Annotated in this window: 14 protein-coding genes; 9 read left to right on the top strand and 5 right to left on the bottom strand. The window is 72.1% G+C overall.

Going from position 1 to position 14,858, the window contains the following annotated elements:
* Positions 1 to 120: 120 nt before the first annotated feature.
* The 8 genes from AQJ67_RS07990 (at position 121) to AQJ67_RS07955 (ending at position 7,208) form a co-directional block, all read left to right on the top strand.
* Positions 121 to 1,236 carry a Gfo/Idh/MocA family protein gene (locus tag AQJ67_RS07990; protein WP_062717332.1) on the top strand — a complete coding sequence of 372 codons (1,116 nt, stop codon included), beginning with the start codon at positions 121 to 123 and terminating at the stop codon, positions 1,234 to 1,236.
* On the top strand, positions 1,233 to 2,150 hold the full coding sequence (locus AQJ67_RS07985) for a DUF6807 domain-containing protein (RefSeq protein ID WP_062717331.1): 918 nt from the start codon (positions 1,233 to 1,235) through the stop codon (positions 2,148 to 2,150). The genes AQJ67_RS07990 and AQJ67_RS07985 overlap by 4 nt, the downstream gene beginning before the upstream one ends.
* Positions 2,144 to 2,896 (top strand): cupin domain-containing protein, encoded by a 753-nt coding sequence (locus tag AQJ67_RS07980; protein WP_062717330.1) that lies wholly within the window; start codon positions 2,144 to 2,146, stop codon positions 2,894 to 2,896. Before AQJ67_RS07985 ends, AQJ67_RS07980 begins: the two co-directional genes overlap by 7 nt.
* 70 nt (positions 2,897 to 2,966) lie before the next feature.
* Positions 2,967 to 4,250, top strand: coding sequence for an ABC transporter substrate-binding protein (locus AQJ67_RS07975; protein WP_062717329.1), 1,284 nt, complete (start codon positions 2,967 to 2,969; stop codon positions 4,248 to 4,250).
* On the top strand, positions 4,247 to 5,191 hold the full coding sequence (locus AQJ67_RS07970) for a carbohydrate ABC transporter permease (RefSeq protein ID WP_062717328.1): 945 nt from the start codon (positions 4,247 to 4,249) through the stop codon (positions 5,189 to 5,191). The genes AQJ67_RS07975 and AQJ67_RS07970 overlap by 4 nt, the downstream gene beginning before the upstream one ends.
* Positions 5,188 to 6,054 (top strand): carbohydrate ABC transporter permease, encoded by an 867-nt coding sequence (locus tag AQJ67_RS07965; protein ID WP_062717327.1) that lies wholly within the window; start codon positions 5,188 to 5,190, stop codon positions 6,052 to 6,054. The genes AQJ67_RS07970 and AQJ67_RS07965 overlap by 4 nt, the downstream gene beginning before the upstream one ends.
* Before the next feature lie 5 nt (positions 6,055 to 6,059).
* Positions 6,060 to 6,650, top strand: coding sequence for a hypothetical protein (locus AQJ67_RS07960; RefSeq protein ID WP_062717326.1), 591 nt, complete (start codon positions 6,060 to 6,062; stop codon positions 6,648 to 6,650).
* Positions 6,651 to 6,755: 105 nt separating this feature from the next.
* The gene (locus AQJ67_RS07955; protein WP_062717325.1) at positions 6,756 to 7,208 is read left to right on the top strand and encodes a phospholipase; all 453 of its coding nucleotides are present in this window, start codon (positions 6,756 to 6,758) and stop codon (positions 7,206 to 7,208) included.
* A 57-nt stretch (positions 7,209 to 7,265) separates the two neighbouring features.
* Here AQJ67_RS07955 and AQJ67_RS07950 read toward each other — a convergent pair whose 3' ends face one another.
* Together AQJ67_RS07950 and AQJ67_RS07945 are read right to left on the bottom strand one after the other, a co-directional pair.
* A complete protein-coding gene (locus AQJ67_RS07950; protein ID WP_062717324.1) occupies positions 7,266 to 9,539 on the bottom strand; it encodes a heavy metal translocating P-type ATPase in 2,274 nt (757 codons plus the stop codon).
* 72 nt (positions 9,540 to 9,611) lie between these two features.
* Positions 9,612 to 9,827 carry a heavy-metal-associated domain-containing protein gene (locus AQJ67_RS07945; protein ID WP_062717323.1) on the bottom strand — a complete coding sequence of 72 codons (216 nt, stop codon included), beginning with the start codon at positions 9,825 to 9,827 and terminating at the stop codon, positions 9,612 to 9,614.
* 187 nt (positions 9,828 to 10,014) lie between these two features.
* Between AQJ67_RS07945 and AQJ67_RS07940 the strand changes: the two genes are divergently transcribed.
* On the top strand, positions 10,015 to 11,025 hold the full coding sequence (locus tag AQJ67_RS07940) for a hypothetical protein (RefSeq protein ID WP_062717522.1): 1,011 nt from the start codon (positions 10,015 to 10,017) through the stop codon (positions 11,023 to 11,025).
* Positions 11,026 to 11,027: 2 nt separating this feature from the next.
* Here AQJ67_RS07940 and AQJ67_RS07935 read toward each other — a convergent pair whose 3' ends face one another.
* The 3 genes from AQJ67_RS07935 to AQJ67_RS07925 are packed head-to-tail and all read right to left on the bottom strand — an operon-like array spanning position 11,028 to position 14,816.
* A complete protein-coding gene (locus AQJ67_RS07935) occupies positions 11,028 to 12,119 on the bottom strand; it encodes a FecCD family ABC transporter permease (RefSeq protein WP_244190387.1) in 1,092 nt (363 codons plus the stop codon).
* Positions 12,116 to 13,198, bottom strand: a complete 1,083-nt coding sequence (locus AQJ67_RS07930) for a FecCD family ABC transporter permease (protein ID WP_062717321.1) — start codon at positions 13,196 to 13,198, stop codon at positions 12,116 to 12,118. The genes AQJ67_RS07935 and AQJ67_RS07930 overlap by 4 nt, the downstream gene beginning before the upstream one ends.
* The gene (locus tag AQJ67_RS07925) at positions 13,188 to 14,816 is read right to left on the bottom strand and encodes a (2,3-dihydroxybenzoyl)adenylate synthase (protein ID WP_062717320.1); all 1,629 of its coding nucleotides are present in this window, start codon (positions 14,814 to 14,816) and stop codon (positions 13,188 to 13,190) included. The genes AQJ67_RS07930 and AQJ67_RS07925 overlap by 11 nt, the downstream gene beginning before the upstream one ends.
* Positions 14,817 to 14,858: the final 42 nt, after the last annotated feature.

The following is a 14,858-nucleotide window of genomic DNA, read 5'->3' as shown; positions in this document are numbered from 1 at the left end:
CGGGCTTTGCTCATGTCGCCGCAGAGGGGTTGTCCTGACATTCGCTCCCTGCCTAGGGTCGCCCTCGAAGTGCAAGCGCTTTCTGAGCGGGCTGTCCGTCGGCCGTCCGAGGAGAACTGCATGTCCCCACGCCCTGTCCGCCGCCGCGTCGCCGTCATCGGCACCGGCGCCATCGTCAGCGGCAGCCATCTCTCCGCCCTGAGACACCACGCGGACCGGGCGGAGCTGGTCGCCGCCGTCGACGTGGACCAGGCCCGGCTGGACGCCTTCCGGGAACTCGCGGGCGAGGACGTCACCGGGTACACCTCGACCGGGGAGATGCTGGACGCCGTACGCCCCGACCTGGTACTGATCGGCACGCCGCCGTCACTGCACCGGGAGCAGACGGTCGCCGCGCTCAAGGCGGGCGCCTGGGTGCTGTGCGAGAAACCGCTGTGCCTGTCCCTCGCCGAGTACGACGACATCGCGGCGGCCGAGGAGGCGTCGGGCGCGTACGCCTCGGTCGTCTTCCAGCACCGCTACGGCTCCGGCGCAGTACACGCCCGCGAGCTGATCGCGAGCGGTGAGCTGGGCGCCCCGCTCGTCGCGCACTGCCAGACGACCTGGCATCGCGACACCGCCTACTACGCGGTGCCGTGGCGCGGACGCTGGGCCACCGAGGGCGGCGGGCCGACGATGGGCCACGGCATCCACCAGTTCGACCTGTTGCTGCATCTCCTCGGGCCGTGGGCGGAGATCCGGGCCATGGCCGCGCGCCTGGTCCACGACACCGAGAGCGAGGACGTCTCCACGGCTCTCGTCCGCTTCGAGAACGGCGCCCTCGCCACCGTCGTCAACAGCGTGCTCTCCCCGCACGAGGTGAGCCGCATCCGCGTGGACTGCGCCGACGCGACGGTCGAACTCACCCACCTGTACGGCCACCGCAACGACGACTGGGTCTACACGCCCGCCCCGCACGTCCCCTCCGAGCGCGCCACCGCCTGGCGCACCCCGGCCGCGGACCTGCCCAGCTCGCACACGGCACAGCTCGGCGCCCTCCTCGACGCCTACGACAACGGTGTCCGGCCCCCGGGCAGCGGCCCCGACGCCCGGGCCACCCTCGACTTCGCCGCCGCCCTCTACAAGGCAGCCTTCACGGGCAGCCCGGTGCACGCCGGCGAGATCCGGCCCGGCGACCCCTTCTACCCGGCCATGCACGGCGACCACCCCCACTGGGCCCCCAAGGAGCGCGCATGAGCATCCGCGTCACCCACGCGCACGGCGACCACATCGCCGTCACGGCCGCGAACGGCACCGAGATCCTGCGGTACGTCTACCGCCCCGACCCGGCGGCCTTCGAGTCCCGCAAGCCGTACGCCCACCCTGTGCGCACCCTCGCCGGACACACCGTGACCGGCTACCGGCCGAACGACCACCGCTGGCACAAGGGCCTGCAGATGACGGCGAGTCACCTGTCCGGGCAGAACTTCTGGGGCGGCAACTGCTATGTCCACGGCCAGGGTTACCTGCCCCTGCCCGAGCGGGTCGGCTCCATGCGGCACGACGGGTTCGGCGAGTTCACGGTCGAGGACGACCGGCTCGCGTTCACCGAGGAGCTCACCTGGGTCGAGAACGGCGGCGAGGAGTGGGCGCGCGAGGTGCGCGGGCTGACCGTCCACTCGGTGGACGAGGAGGCCGGCGCCTGGGCGCTGGACTGGTCGATCCGGCTCACCAACCTCCGTGCCGAGCCGCTGCTCTTCGGCTCCCCGACGACCGAGGGCCGGGAGCTGGCCGGTTACACCGGCCTCCAGTGGCGCGGGCCGCGCGACTTCACCGGCGGGACCGCCTTCGCACCGGAATCCGACGCGGACGCCGACAAGCTGATGGGCAGTCAGGGTCCTTGGCTCGCCTTCACCACCGAGCACGACGACATCGACGGCCACTCCACGCTCGTGTTCGCGCACGCGCCCGAGAACGCGGACGCCGTTCACGAGTCCCACTGGTTCGTGCGCTCCGAGCCGATCCCCACGGTCGCGTTCTCCTGGGCGTTCTTCGAGGAGTTCGCGCTGCCGCCGGGCGAGTCCTTCGCCTACCGCTACCGCGTCGTGTTCGCCGACGGGGCCTGGGACCGGGAGCAGGTGGCCGCCCACCTGGAGGGACTGCCGTGGTGAAGCCGAACCTGCCGCACCCGCTGCCCGGCGCCGTCGGCCTGTCCCATCTCAGCGCCTACGACTGGGAGGCCGCCGACGGTGTGTGCGGCGGCAGCCCGCATCTCCACCTGGTCTGCACGGAGGCGTACGTCGTCACGGGCGGCCGGGGTGCCGTGCAGACGCTGAGCCCCGACGGCTACCGGGACATTCCCCTGGAGCCGGGCTCGGTCGCCTGGTTCACCCCCGGGACCGTGCACCGTATGGTCCAGGGCGGCGATCTGCGCATCACCGTGCTGATGCAGAACAGCGGACTGCCCGAAGCCGGGGACGCGGTCTTCACCTTCCCGCCGGAGGTACTCGCGGATCCGGAGCGGTATGCGCAGGTGGCGGCCCTGCGGCCCGGCACCGGCCCGGACACGGCGGCCGCCGCGCGCCGCCGCAGGGACCTCGCCGTCGAGGGCTACCTCGTCCTGCGCGAGGCGCTCGTCGCCGGTGACAACGGCCCGTATCTGGAGTTTCAGCGGGCCGCGGCCCGGCTGGTGCGGGCCAAGGTGCCGAACTGGCGGGAGCTGTGGGGGGCGGGCGCGCTGGCCACCGCCGAGCGCACGGGCGCCCAGCTCGACGCGCTGGAGGCGGGCGAGCCGGCGTATCTCGCCGACGCGACCGCGCACGAGGCCGGGCCCACCAGGCTCGGCGGGTTCGGGATGTGCGGCCGCCGGGACGAGTACAACCTGCCCGGGGTCACGCTGCCGTACCAGAGCGAGTAGCTCGCCCAGGGGAGCGAGGGGGCCGAGGGGGGCCAACAGAAGGACCGAGGAGAGAAGAGGTGACCTCGGCATGCCCGGACACAGGACAAAGGGGTTCTGCGCGTCGGCCGCCGCACTCGTGCTCTGCGCGATGCTGGCCGGCTGTGGAGGATCCGGGGAGTCGGTCGGCGGCGGCAAGGTCGTGCTGCGCTACACGTGGTGGGGCAACCCCGACCGCGCGGAACGCACCGAGCAGGCCGTCGCCCTGTTCGAGAAACAGCACCCGGACATCCAGGTGCGGACGTCGTTCTCGGCCTACGAGGCCTACAAACAGAAGCTCGCCGTCCAGGCCTCGGGCGGCGACGCCCCCGACGTGATGCAGCTCGACTACCGGCAGATCGACCAGTACGCCTCCGGTGGCGTCCTGCTCGACCTCGCCGAACAGAAGGCCGTCCTGCGCACCGGTGAGATCGACCCGGGGCTGCTCGCCACCGGCCGTCTTGACGACACGCAGTACGCCGTCCCGCAGGGCCGCGGCACCGAGACGGTCGCCTATGACGTCGAGGCCTGGAAGGCGTCCGGCGTTCCGCTTCCGGGCCGGAGCTGGACCTGGAGCGAATGGGCCGACGCCATGCGGGCGTTGGCGAAGAAGACCGGCAAGCCCGGCTCCACCGACCCCGGCCAGAGCGAGGACTGCTTCGAGGTCTGGCTGCGCGGCCAGGGCAAGTCCCTCTACACCGAGGACGGCGGGCTCGGCTTCACGGCCGACGACCTGGCCCGCTGGTGGACCTTCACCGACCGGCTCCGGCGCGAGGGCGCCGTCTCGCCCGCCGAGCAGACCACCCAGCTCGACGGCTCCGTCGAGAACACCCCGCTCGGCCGCGGCAAGGCCGTCTCCGACCCCAACTGGGACGCGCCGGCCAGCGGCTTCCTCGCCCTCATACCGACCGGCGTCAGGCTCGCCCCGATGCCGTCCGGCGAGGACGGTATCCCCGGCCAGTACTTCAAGCCGTCGATGTTCCTCGGCGTCGGGGCCACCACCGGGCACCCGAAGGAGGCGGCCCAGCTCGTCGACTTCCTCGTCAACGACGAACAGGCGGCGAAGATCCTCGGCGCCACCCGCGGTATCCCCGTCAACGAGTCCGTCCGCGAGGAGACCCAGCCGCAGCTCAAGGACTTCGACAGGACGATCGCCGACTACCAGTCCTTGCTGGAAGGCACCCTCAAGGACCCGCCCCAGGCCCCGCCCTCCGGCGACAACGCCCTCCAGGCCACCTTTCAGCGCGACTACGACCAGGTGTCGTACGAGCGCATGTCGCCCCGCGAGGCGGCCCAGAACTACGTCACCGAGGCGAAGGCGGAGCTGAGGTCATGACCACCACCGACATCCCCGCGCCCGCCGCCAGGAAACCGGGGGCCACCACCGCCCCGAAGCGCCGCCCCAAGCGGGAGAGCCAGGGCCCCGCCTGGGTCTTCCTCTCCCCGTGGGTGCTCGGCGCCGTCGTCCTGACCCTGCTGCCGATGGCCGTGTCGCTGTACCTGTCCTTCACCGACTACGACCTGTTCAACCCGCCGCGCTGGGTCGGCCTGCGCAACTACGTCCAGATGTTCACCGAGGACCCGCGCTACTGGCGCTCGGTCGTGACCACCCTGACCTACGTCGTCATCGCCGTGCCTCTGCAGCTGGCCCTCGCGTTGGCCGTCGCACTCGCCCTGAAGTCCATGAAACGCGGCAAGGGCTTCTACCGGTCCGCCTTCTACGCGCCCTCGCTGCTCGGCGCCTCGATGTCGATCGCCCTCGTCTGGCGCGCCGTCTTCAACGACGGCGGCACCGTGGACAACCTGCTCGGCACCGGCGGCTGGGTCAACAAGCCCGGCTGGGCACTGCTTGCCGTGGCCCTGCTGACGGTGTGGCAGTTCGGCGCGCCCATGGTCATCTTCCTCGCCGGGCTCCAGCAGATCCCGAGCGAGCTGTACGAGGCGGCGGCCGTCGACGGAGCAGGGAAATGGCGGCAGTTCGTGTCCGTCACCGTGCCGATGCTGTCCCCGGTGCTGTTCTTCAACCTCGTCCTGCAGACCATCCAGGCCTTCCAGGTCTTCACGCCCGCCTTCGCCATCGGCGCCGGCAAGGGCGGCCCCGCCGACTCGACCCTCGTGTACACCCTCTACCTCTACGACCGCGGCTTCGTCGCCTCCCACATGGGCTACGCCTCCGCCATGGCCTGGGTCCTGCTGATCGTCATCGGCGCCGTCACGGCGGTGCTGTTCCGCACCTCGCGCTCCTGGGTCTTCTACGCCTCCGAGGGGGAGCGATGACCAGCACCACAACTCCCGTCGTCCGCAAGCCCGTCGCCTGGGGCCGGATCGCCCTGCACGTCGGCTGTCTGGCCGCGCTGCTGGTCATGCTGTACCCGCTGGCCTGGCTGCTGGCCACCTCGCTCAAGCCCGCCGACGAGGTCATCGCCAGCCTCGACCTGCTGCCCAGCCGTCTGGAGTGGTCGAACTACTCGACGGCCCTGGGCGGCGTCAACGACGTGACCATCTGGCGGCTGCTCGGCAACTCGCTGCTGATCGCGGGCGGCGCGGTCCTCGGCAACGTCATCAGCTGCTCGCTCGCCGCCTACGCCTTCGCGCGCCTCAGGTTCCGCTTCCGCGGGCCGCTGTTCGCCTTCATGATCGCCACGATCATGCTGCCGCACCACGCGGTGCTGATCCCGCAGTACATCATCTTCAACCAGCTCGGCCTGGTGAACACCTACTGGCCGCTGATCCTGCCGAAGTTCCTCGCCACGGAGGCCTTCTTCGTCTTCCTCATCGTCCAGTTCATGCGCGGACTGCCCCGCGAGCTGGAGGAGGCGGCCCGCATCGACGGCTGCGGTCCCTTCCGCAGCTTCTTCAAGGTCGTCCTGCCGCTCAACCGGCCCGCGCTGATCACCACGGCGATCTTCACCTTCATCTGGACGTGGAACGACTTCTTCACCCAGCTCATCTATCTCTTCGACCCGGACAAGTTCACCCTCACCCTCGCCCTGCGGTCGTTCGTGGACGCGTCCAGCACCTCGGCGTTCGGCCCGATGTTCGCGCTGTCCGTGATCGCGCTGCTGCCGATCGTGCTGTTCTTCCTCGCCTTCCAGCGTCTGCTGGTGGAGGGCATGGCCAGCTCCGGGCTCAAGGGGTGAGCGGCATGGGGACACGTGAGCCGGGCGAGGTCTTCGGGCCCCGGATGACCCTGTTCGCCGACGTGCTGAGCGTCGGCCTCGCCACGGCCGTGGCCTGCCTTCCCCTCGTGACGGTGCCGGCCGCGCTGTCGACGGCGTGCGCGGTGCTGCGGGGCGCCGGAGAGGGGCAACCGGCCACCGCCGGGCGGTACTTCGCGCTGCTACGGCGGCGGCTGCGGGCCGGTGACCTCGCGGCGGGCGCCCTCGCCCTCCTGGGCGCCCTGCTGTTCGCCGCCGATCTCGCGCTCGCCGGCGCCGGGCTGCCGGGCGCACCGCTGTTCGCGGTGGCGGCCGGTGCCATCGGCGCGGCCGCCCTGGTCGTGGGCCTCGGGGCCTGCGTCCGCCCCGAGTCGCTCACCGACTGGCGGGCGGCGCTGCGGGAGGCCGCCCGGGACTCGGTGCGGGACCTGGGCGGCAGCGGACTGGTGCTGCTCGCGTTGGCGACGGCGGTGCTGTGCGCGTGGATGCTGGTGCCGCTCGCGTTCCTCGCCCCTGGGCCGTTGGCCCTGGCGCTGACTGCCGTTCATGTCCGACGGACCGGCATGTCCAAGAGTTAAGGGCGTATTTGGGATGCATGCGGTGTGAAGGATGGTTGGCGTGTCAATCATCTTGTCATGAACCTGCGACCCGACGGCCGGGTCGCAGTCTCATGGAGGTGTGGAATGCACCGCAGACTCGCCACCGCTCTGACCACCTCGACCCTGGCCCTCGCCGCGGTTCTCGGCGCCGCCCCGGCCGCCGGGGCCGCGCCCGCCGACAAGCCCCAGGTCCTCGCCGGTTGGACCCAGACCAGCGCGTCCAGCTACAACGCCTGGGTCGCCGCCCGCGCCAACCAGTCCGCCTGGTCCGCCTACGGCTTCGACTGGTCCACGGACTACTGCTCCTCCTCGCCCGACAACCCCTTCGGCTTCCCGTTCTCCACGTCCTGTGCCCGTCACGACTTCGGCTACCGCAACTACAAGGCCATAGGCGCCTTCGACGCCAACAAGTCACGTGTGGACAGCGCCTTCTACGAGGACCTCAAGCGTGTGTGCGCCGGCTACAGCGGGGGCACGAAGACCGCCTGCAACAGCACCGCATGGACGTACTACCAGGCCGTGAAGGCCTTCGGCTGAGAGGCCGGCAATGGGAAGGGGGCGCCGCGGGTGCGGCGCCCCCTTCGTGCGGCGGCTTCAGTTCACGGCCCGGAAAGAGCGCAGCCGCAGCGAGTTGCCGACGACGAACACCGACGAGAACGCCATGGCCGCGCCGGCGATCATCGGGTTGAGCAGTCCGGCCGCCGCGAGCGGCAGGGCGGCGACGTTGTAGGCGAAGGCCCAGAACAGGTTCGACCGGATGGTGCCGAGCGTCCTGCGGGAGAGCCGGATGGCGTCGGCCGCGACGCGCAGGTCACCCCGCACCAGGGTCAGGTCGCCGGCCTCGATCGCGGCGTCCGTGCCGGTGCCCATGGCCAGCCCCAGGTCGGCCTGGGCGAGGGCGGCCGCGTCGTTGACGCCGTCGCCGACCATCGCCACCGAACGGCCCTCACCCTGCAGCCGCTTGACCACATCGGCCTTGTCCTGCGGCAGCACCTCGGCGATGACGTGCTCCTGAGCGATCCCGACCTCGCGGGCCACGGACTCGGCCACGGCCCGGTTGTCACCGGTCAGCAGGATCGGGGTGAGGCCGAGGTCGCGCAGCCGCCGGATCGCCTCAGCGCTCGTCTCCTTGACCGCGTCGGCGACCTCCAGGACGGCCCGCGTCTCGCCGTCCCAGGCGACCGCGATGGCCGTACGACCGGCCGCCTCGGCCTCGGACTTGGCGTGCGCGAGGGAAGCCGGCAGCTCCATCGCCCACTCCTGAAGGAGCCGTTCCCGGCCCACCAGCACCGCGTGCCCGTCCACCACACCCTGCACCCCGAGACCGGGCACGTTCACGAAGTCCTCCGGCGTCGGCAGCGAACCCAGCTTCTCCAGGGCCCCGTCGGCCACGGCGCGGGCGACCGGGTGCTCGGAGGCGTGCTCCAACGCCCCAGCGAGCCGCAGCACTTCGGCCTCCCCGGCGTTGTCGCCGGTGTGCACGGCGAGCAGCGTCATCCGGCCCGTGGTCACCGTGCCCGTCTTGTCGAGGACGATCGTGTCGACCTCACGGGTGGACTCCAGCACCTCGGGCCCTTTGATCAGGATGCCGAGCTGCGCGCCCCGCCCGGTGCCCACCAGCAACGCGGTCGGCGTGGCAAGACCCAGGGCGCACGGGCAGGCGATGATCAGTACGGCGACCGCGGCGGTGAAGGCGGCGGCCGGTCCGGCGCCGTTGCCGAGCCAGAAGCCGAGGGTGCCCAGCGCGAGGGCGATCACGATCGGCACGAAGACGGCGGAGATCCGGTCCGCGAGCCGCTGTGCCGCGGCCTTGCCGTTCTGCGCGTCCTCCACCAGCCTGGCCATCCGGGCGAGCTGGGTGTCGGCGCCGACCCGGGTGGCCTCGACGACGAGACGGCCGCCCGCGTTGAGCGTGGCGCCGGTGACCGCGTCGCCCCGGGCGACCTCGACCGGCACGGACTCGCCGGTCAGCATCGACGCGTCCACGGCCGACGAGCCCTCGACCACGGTGCCGTCGGTGGCGATCTTCTCGCCGGGGCGGACCAGGAAGCGGTCGCCGACCTTCAACTCCGAGACCGGTATGGTCCGTTCACGGCCGCCCGCGTCCAGCACGGTGACGTCCTTGGCGCCCAGCTCGAGAAGCGCCTTCAGCGCCGCGCCCGCCTTGCGCTTGGAACGGGCCTCGAAGTAGCGCCCGGCCAGGATGAAGGCGGTGACTCCGGCGGCGGCCTCCAGATAGATGTTCCCCGAGCCGTCACCCCGGGAGATGGTCAGCTCGAAGGGGTGGGTCATCCCGGGCTCGCCCGCCGTGCCGAGGAACAGCGCCCACAGCGACCACAGGAACGCGGCCGACGTGCCGACCGAGATCAGCGTGTCCATGGTGGCGGCGCCGTGCCGCAGATTGGTGAACGCCGCCTTGTGGAAGGGCCAGGCGGCATACGTCACGACGGGCGCCGCCAGCGTGAGCGACAGCCACTGCCAGTACTCGAACTGGAGGGCCGGGACCATCGCCATCGCGACGACGGGCACGGCGAGCGTGACGGCGGTGACCAACCGCTCCCGCAGCGGCCGCAGCTCGTCGTGCGGCTCTCCGCTCCCGGACGTGTCCTGAGCGTCCTTGGCGTCCGGCACGGGCGGGGCGGGCTCCCGCGCGGTGTACCCGGTCGCCTCGACGGTGGCGATCAGGTCCTGGACGGAGACCTCGTCGGCGTAGCTGACCTTCGCCTTCTCGGTGGCGTAGTTGACCGTGGCGGTCACGCCGTCCATGCGGTTCAGCTTCTTCTCGATGCGCGCGGCGCACGAGGCGCAGGTCATGCCGCCGATGGCGAGCTCTACCTCGGCCGTGGGGTGGGACGCGGTGGTGGTCATCGCTGCTCCTGGTGCGGGGTGCGGGCGGAGCCGGTCGCGGCCGGGCTCCTGCGGGGCGGGGCGGGGTGCGGGTCAGGCGGCGCGGCCGGTCAGCTCGTAGCCGGCGTCGTCGACGACCTCGGCGATCAGGGCGTCGTCGGGCTCGGCGGCGCTGGTGACGGTGACCTGGCCGGTCGCGAGGTCGACGCCGACCTCGGTGACGCCGTCCAGCTCGCCGATCGCCCTGGTGAGGGTGGCCTTGCAGTGGCCGCAGCTCATGCCGGAGACGGCGTAGGTGGTGATGGACATGGGTTCCTCCTGAGGGGTGGGGCCGCGGTCGACCAGGATACGGGGTAGGGGTATCCTTGCCGATGTCCATGTATACCCCCAGGGGGTAGGCGAGGCAAGTGCTAGCCGGGTTGACTTCATACCCCCCAGGGGTATGGTGAAGTGCAGTGAAGGATCGTATCGAGTGACCGACCCGCAGGAGACCGCCATGCATGCCGGACTGAGGATCACCGCGTTCGCCGCCGCACTGGCCGCGACCTTCGGCACCGCCTACGGCGTGGGTGAGGCTGTCGACCCCGTCGTCGAGGACCCCGCGCCCGCCCGTCACGAGAGCCACGGCGAGGCGTCACAGGCGCCGAACGAAGACGGCGGACAGGACGGACACGGCGGGCACGAGACCGAACCGGCCGGCGGACTGCAGATCTCCGAGGGCGGCTACACCCTCGACCTGCGCACCCGGAGCGTCACGGCGGGCGAGCGCACCGGCCTGAGCTTCGTCATCCGCGACGACGACGGCCGCGCCGTCACCGCCTACCGGCGCGAGCACGACAAGGAACTCCACCTCATCGTGGCCTCCCGCGACCTCGGCACCTACCGTCACCTGCACCCCACCCGTGCTGCCGACGGCACCTGGAGCATCCCCGTGGACCTGCCCCGCGCGGGCGGCTACCGCGTCTTCGCCGACTTCACCCCGGCCGCGAAGGACGCCGAGAACCTCACCCTCGGCGCCGACCTGGCGGCCTCCGGCACCTACGAGCCGCAGCGGCTGCCCGCCCCGAACAGCACCGCCGACGTCGACGGCTACGACGTCCGGCTGGACGGCGGCCTGCGCCCCGGCAAGGAGACCGAACTGAAGCTCAAGGTCTCCCGCGACGGCCACCCCGTGACCAACCTCCAGCCCTACCTCGGCGCCTACGGCCACCTCGTCGCCCTGCGCTCCGGCGACCTCGCCTACCTCCACGTCCACCCGAACGGCGAACCCGGCGACGGCACGACCGAGCCCGGCCCGGAGATCTCGTTCACGGCGACGGCACCGAGCACCGGCACGTACCGGCTGTTCCTCGACTTCAAGCACGAAGGGAAGGTGCACACCGCCGCGTTCACGGTCCGGGCGGGGGCGGCGACGGGCCCGGGGGAGGCGCCTTCGGACGTGCCCGCTGGCGCGCCTTCGGGCTCGTCCTCAGCGGAGCACGAGGGCGAGCCCGGTCACGGTCACTGACCTCAGATCCGCCCCGCCCGCCGCTGCCTGCGCAGCAGCACGCCCAGGTACACCCCGCCGACCACCGCGGTCACCACCCCGACCGGCAGCTGGGCCGACTCGTGGATGCGCTGGGACGCGAAGTCCGCGGTGACCACGAGGAGGGCACCGGTGCAGGTGGCGGCGAGGAGGTTGGGCCCCGGGGAGCGGGTGAGGCGGCGGGAGAGCTGGGGGGCGATGAGGGCCACGAAGGGGATGGGGCCGGCCGCGGCGGTGGCCACCGCGCAGGCGGCCGTGGCCAGGACCAGGATGACCAGCCGGGTGCGCTGGACCGGGACGCCGAGGCCGCCGGCGACGTCGTCGCCCATCTCCAGGATCTTCAGCCGGTTCGCGGCGAGCGCGACCAGGGGGAGGACGACGAGGAGGCCGAGGGCGGCGGGGCGCACGTCCGCCCAACCCCGGCCGTTGAGGCTGCCGTTGAGCCAGACCATCGCCTGGGCGGCCTGGGTGAAGCGGGCCTTGGCGAGGAGGTAGGCGTTCACTCCCTGGAGGAGGGCGCTCACGCCGATGCCGACCAGGACGAGCCGGTAGCCGTGGATGCCCTGCCGCCACGCCAGCAGATAGACGAGGACGGCGGTCGCCAGGCCTCCGCCGACCGCGCCGACGGCGATCTGCCCGCCGGTGCCGCCGACGAGCAGCACCACCAGCAGGCCCCCGGTGGCGGAGCCGTAGGTGAAGCCGACGATGTCGGGGCTGCCCAGCGGATTGCGGGTCAGGCTCTGGAAGAGGGCCCCGCTCAGGCCGAGCGCCGCGCCGACGAGGATGCCGGTCAGCAGACGGGGCAGTCTGAGGTCGTTGACCACGAAGTCGGTGCGCGGGCTGCCGTTGCCCAGCAGGGTGCGGACCACGTCGGCCGGGGAGATCGCGTACTCGCCGGTGCCGAGCGCGAGGACGCCGACGCCGGCGGTGGTGGCCAGCACCAGGACGCAGACGGTCACGGCGCGCACGTCCACCCGTAGGGAGAAACGGTGCGTGCGGCTTCGTACGACATGCGAGCGGGTGCGTGAGCGGGCCGTGGCCCGCGTCGGTGCCTCGGGCGGTGCCTGGGGCGTCATGCCGTCACCGCCCTGCGGTAGCGGACCAGGGCGATGAACACCGGGGCGCCGACCACCGCGGTGACCACGCCGGCGTCGAGTTCGTCGGGGCGTACGGCGACCCGGCCGAGGACGTCGGCGAAGAGCAGCAGGGCGGGGGCGAGGAGCATGGACAGCGGCAGTGTCCAGCGCTGGTCGGCTCCGGCGATCATGCGGGCGATGTGCGGGACGGCGAGGCCGACGAACACCAGCGGCCCGACGGCCGAGGTCGCCGCCCCGCACAGCAGCATCATGGCCGCGAGGCCCAGGAAGCGGGTGCGGTCCACGTGCGCGCCCAGCGCCCGGGCGCCGTCGTCGCCCAGCGCGAGCGCGTTCAGCGGACGGACCAGCGCCAGCGCGAGCACCAGGCCCACCACGACGAACGGCGTGATCGTCGTCAGGGTCTCGTCGTCGGCGCGGGCGAGCGAACCCACGCTCCAGAACCGCAGCTGGTCCAGCGCCTGGGCGTCCAGCAGCATCAGCGTCTGGCTGATGCCGGTGAACACGGCCGCGATCACCGCACCGCCGAGAGCGAGCCGCTCCGGAGTGGCACCGCCGCGACCGCCCGACGCCAGCGAGTACACCAGCAGACCCGCCACCACCGCGCCCAGCATGGCGAACCACACCGACGCCCACAGGCTCGTGATGCCCAGAGCCGTGATGGACAGCACCACGCCGGTGGCGGCGCCCGCGTTGATGCCGAGCAGCCCCGGGTCGGCCAGCGGGTTGCGGGTGAGGGCCTGGATGAGCGCGCCCGCGACCCCGAGGGCCGCCCCGGCGGCGATGCCCGCCAGGGTGCGCGGCACGCGGACGTCCCAGACGACGGAGGCCGCGGTCGAGCCGTCGTCGTGCAGCAGGGCGTCCCAGACGACGCCCGGCGACAGGGCACGCGAGCCGACCGCGAGGCTGAGCGTCGCGGCGGTGATCAGCAGGAGCAGGGCACCGAGCACGGCCAGTGTGCGGGTCGAGTTGCGGCGCCCGGGGGACTGCTTGGACTGCTTGGACTGCCTTCTCGCCCTGTCCGTCCGTACAAGAGGCGCCGATCCGGCCTCAGTTGCCACCACTGCCCTCCGCGCGCAGGCGTTCGGCGATCAGCCGGCCGAGCGTCTTCTTGTCGATCTTGCCTACCGAGGTGCGGGGAAAGGCCTCGACGACCTCCACCCGGTCGGGCAGCTTGTACGCGGCGACCCCGCGCTCGGTGAGGAACGCCGCCAACTCCCGCTGCGCCGGGGCCTGCCCGCGCGCTACGAGGTAGGCGCAGGTCCGCTCGCCCATCGTCTCGTCGGGCATGCCGACCACGGCCGCGTCGTGCACACCGGGGTGGGCGAGGATGTGGTTCTCCAGCTCCTCGGCGGAGATCTTGTCGCCGCCCCGGTTGATCTGGTCCTTGGCCCGGCCCTCGACGACCAGATGCCCCGAGGGCAGGACCCGGACCAGGTCGCCGGTGCGGTAGTAGCCGTCGGTGGTGAAGGCGCGGGCGTTGTGCTCGGCGGCGCGGTAGTAGCCGCGCAGGGTGTAAGGGCCGCGCGTGAGCAACTCGCCGCTCTCGCCCGGCGGTACGTCGTGATCGTCCTCGTCGACCACGCGGACCTCGTCGGCGGGGGACAGCGGGCGGCCCTGGGTGCCGATCACCAGCTCGGCCGGGTCGTCGAGCCGGGTGTAGTTGAGCAGGCCCTCGGCCATGCCGAAGACCTGCTGGAGGGTGCAGCCGAGGGCCGGTGCGACCCGGGCGGCGGGCTCGGCACCCAGCTTGGAGCCGCCGACCTGGAGCAGGCCCAGCGAGGAGAGGTCGGCCTCCTCCCACTCCACCGCGTCCAGCCACAGCAGCGCGATCGGCGGGACCACGGCGGTTGCGGTGACCTTCTCCCGTTCGATCAGCGCGAAGGCGTCCTCGGGGCTCGGCGTGGGGGCGAGCACCACGGTGCCGCCCGCCATCAGCGTGCCGAGCAGACCGGGGCAGGCCAGCGCGAAGTTGTGCGCGGTCGGCAGCACCACCAGATAGACGGTGTCGCCGCCGAAGCCGCAGACCTCGGCGCTCGCGCGGACGTTGTAGGCGTAGTCGTCGTGGGTGCGCGGGATCAGCTTCGGCTTGCCGGTCGTGCCGCCGGACAGCAGCAGGACGGCCACGTCCCCGGGGTCGGGCACGGGCAGCGGGACCGGGTCGGCGTCGAGGCCGGCGAGCGCGGTGAACTCGGCGGCGTCGCCTGCCACAAGGACGTGCTCGACTCCGGGCACCGTCTTGCGCAGGGCCCGGGCCAGCACCCGGTGGTCGAAGCCGTCGTGCAGGTCCGGGATCGCGTACGCCGTAGCGCCGGACACCTCGGCGACATGCACGATCTCGCTCTCGCGGTGCGCGGGCAGCGTGAGCACCGGTATCGCGCCCGCCCTCAGCAACGCGAAGAACAGCACCACGAACGCGTCGGTGTTGGGCAGTTGGACCACCACCCGGTCGCCGGCCCCGATGCCGAGCCGTCGCAGCCCCGCCGCCATCCGGTCGGCGCGCAGATCGAGTTCGGCGTACGTCCACCGGTTGCCGTCGGCGTCGACGAGTGCGGTCCGCCCGGGCGCCCGCTCGGCGCTGTCCCTCAGCGGCCGGTCCAGCGGCCGGCCCTCCCAGTAGCCCTCTGCGCGGTACTTCTCGGCCAACGGCTCCGGCCAGGGCACCCAACCGTCGAGCATCCTCAACTCCCGCCTGCTGTTTAGGAAAGGCTTACCTAATCG

This window comes from Streptomyces caeruleatus, from assembly GCF_001514235.1.
Lineage (GTDB): Bacteria > Actinomycetota > Actinomycetes > Streptomycetales > Streptomycetaceae > Streptomyces > Streptomyces caeruleatus.
The sequence above is the reverse complement of the archived record's forward strand: the minus strand, read 5'-3'. Positions and strand labels throughout refer to the sequence as shown.

Bases quoted from the DNA above. Each gene is read 5' to 3' on its own strand.
- AQJ67_RS07990 (WP_062717332.1), top strand. From the start codon at position 121: ATGTCCCCACGCCCTGTCCGCCGCCGCGTCGCCGTCATCGGCACCGGC.
- AQJ67_RS07985 (WP_062717331.1), top strand. From the start codon at position 1,233: ATGAGCATCCGCGTCACCCACGCGCACGGCGACCACATCGCCGTCACG.
- AQJ67_RS07975 (WP_062717329.1), top strand. From the start codon at position 2,967: ATGCCCGGACACAGGACAAAGGGGTTCTGCGCGTCGGCCGCCGCACTC.
- AQJ67_RS07970 (WP_062717328.1), top strand. From the start codon at position 4,247: ATGACCACCACCGACATCCCCGCGCCCGCCGCCAGGAAACCGGGGGCC.
- AQJ67_RS07965 (WP_062717327.1), top strand. From the start codon at position 5,188: ATGACCAGCACCACAACTCCCGTCGTCCGCAAGCCCGTCGCCTGGGGC.
- AQJ67_RS07960 (WP_062717326.1), top strand. From the start codon at position 6,060: ATGGGGACACGTGAGCCGGGCGAGGTCTTCGGGCCCCGGATGACCCTG.
- AQJ67_RS07955 (WP_062717325.1), top strand. From the start codon at position 6,756: ATGCACCGCAGACTCGCCACCGCTCTGACCACCTCGACCCTGGCCCTC.
- AQJ67_RS07950 (WP_062717324.1), bottom strand. From the start codon at position 9,539: ATGACCACCACCGCGTCCCACCCCACGGCCGAGGTAGAGCTCGCCATC.
- AQJ67_RS07945 (WP_062717323.1), bottom strand. From the start codon at position 9,827: ATGTCCATCACCACCTACGCCGTCTCCGGCATGAGCTGCGGCCACTGC.
- AQJ67_RS07940 (WP_062717522.1), top strand. From the start codon at position 10,015: ATGCATGCCGGACTGAGGATCACCGCGTTCGCCGCCGCACTGGCCGCG.
- AQJ67_RS07935 (WP_244190387.1), bottom strand. From the start codon at position 12,119: ATGACGCCCCAGGCACCGCCCGAGGCACCGACGCGGGCCACGGCCCGC.
- AQJ67_RS07925 (WP_062717320.1), bottom strand. From the start codon at position 14,816: ATGCTCGACGGTTGGGTGCCCTGGCCGGAGCCGTTGGCCGAGAAGTAC.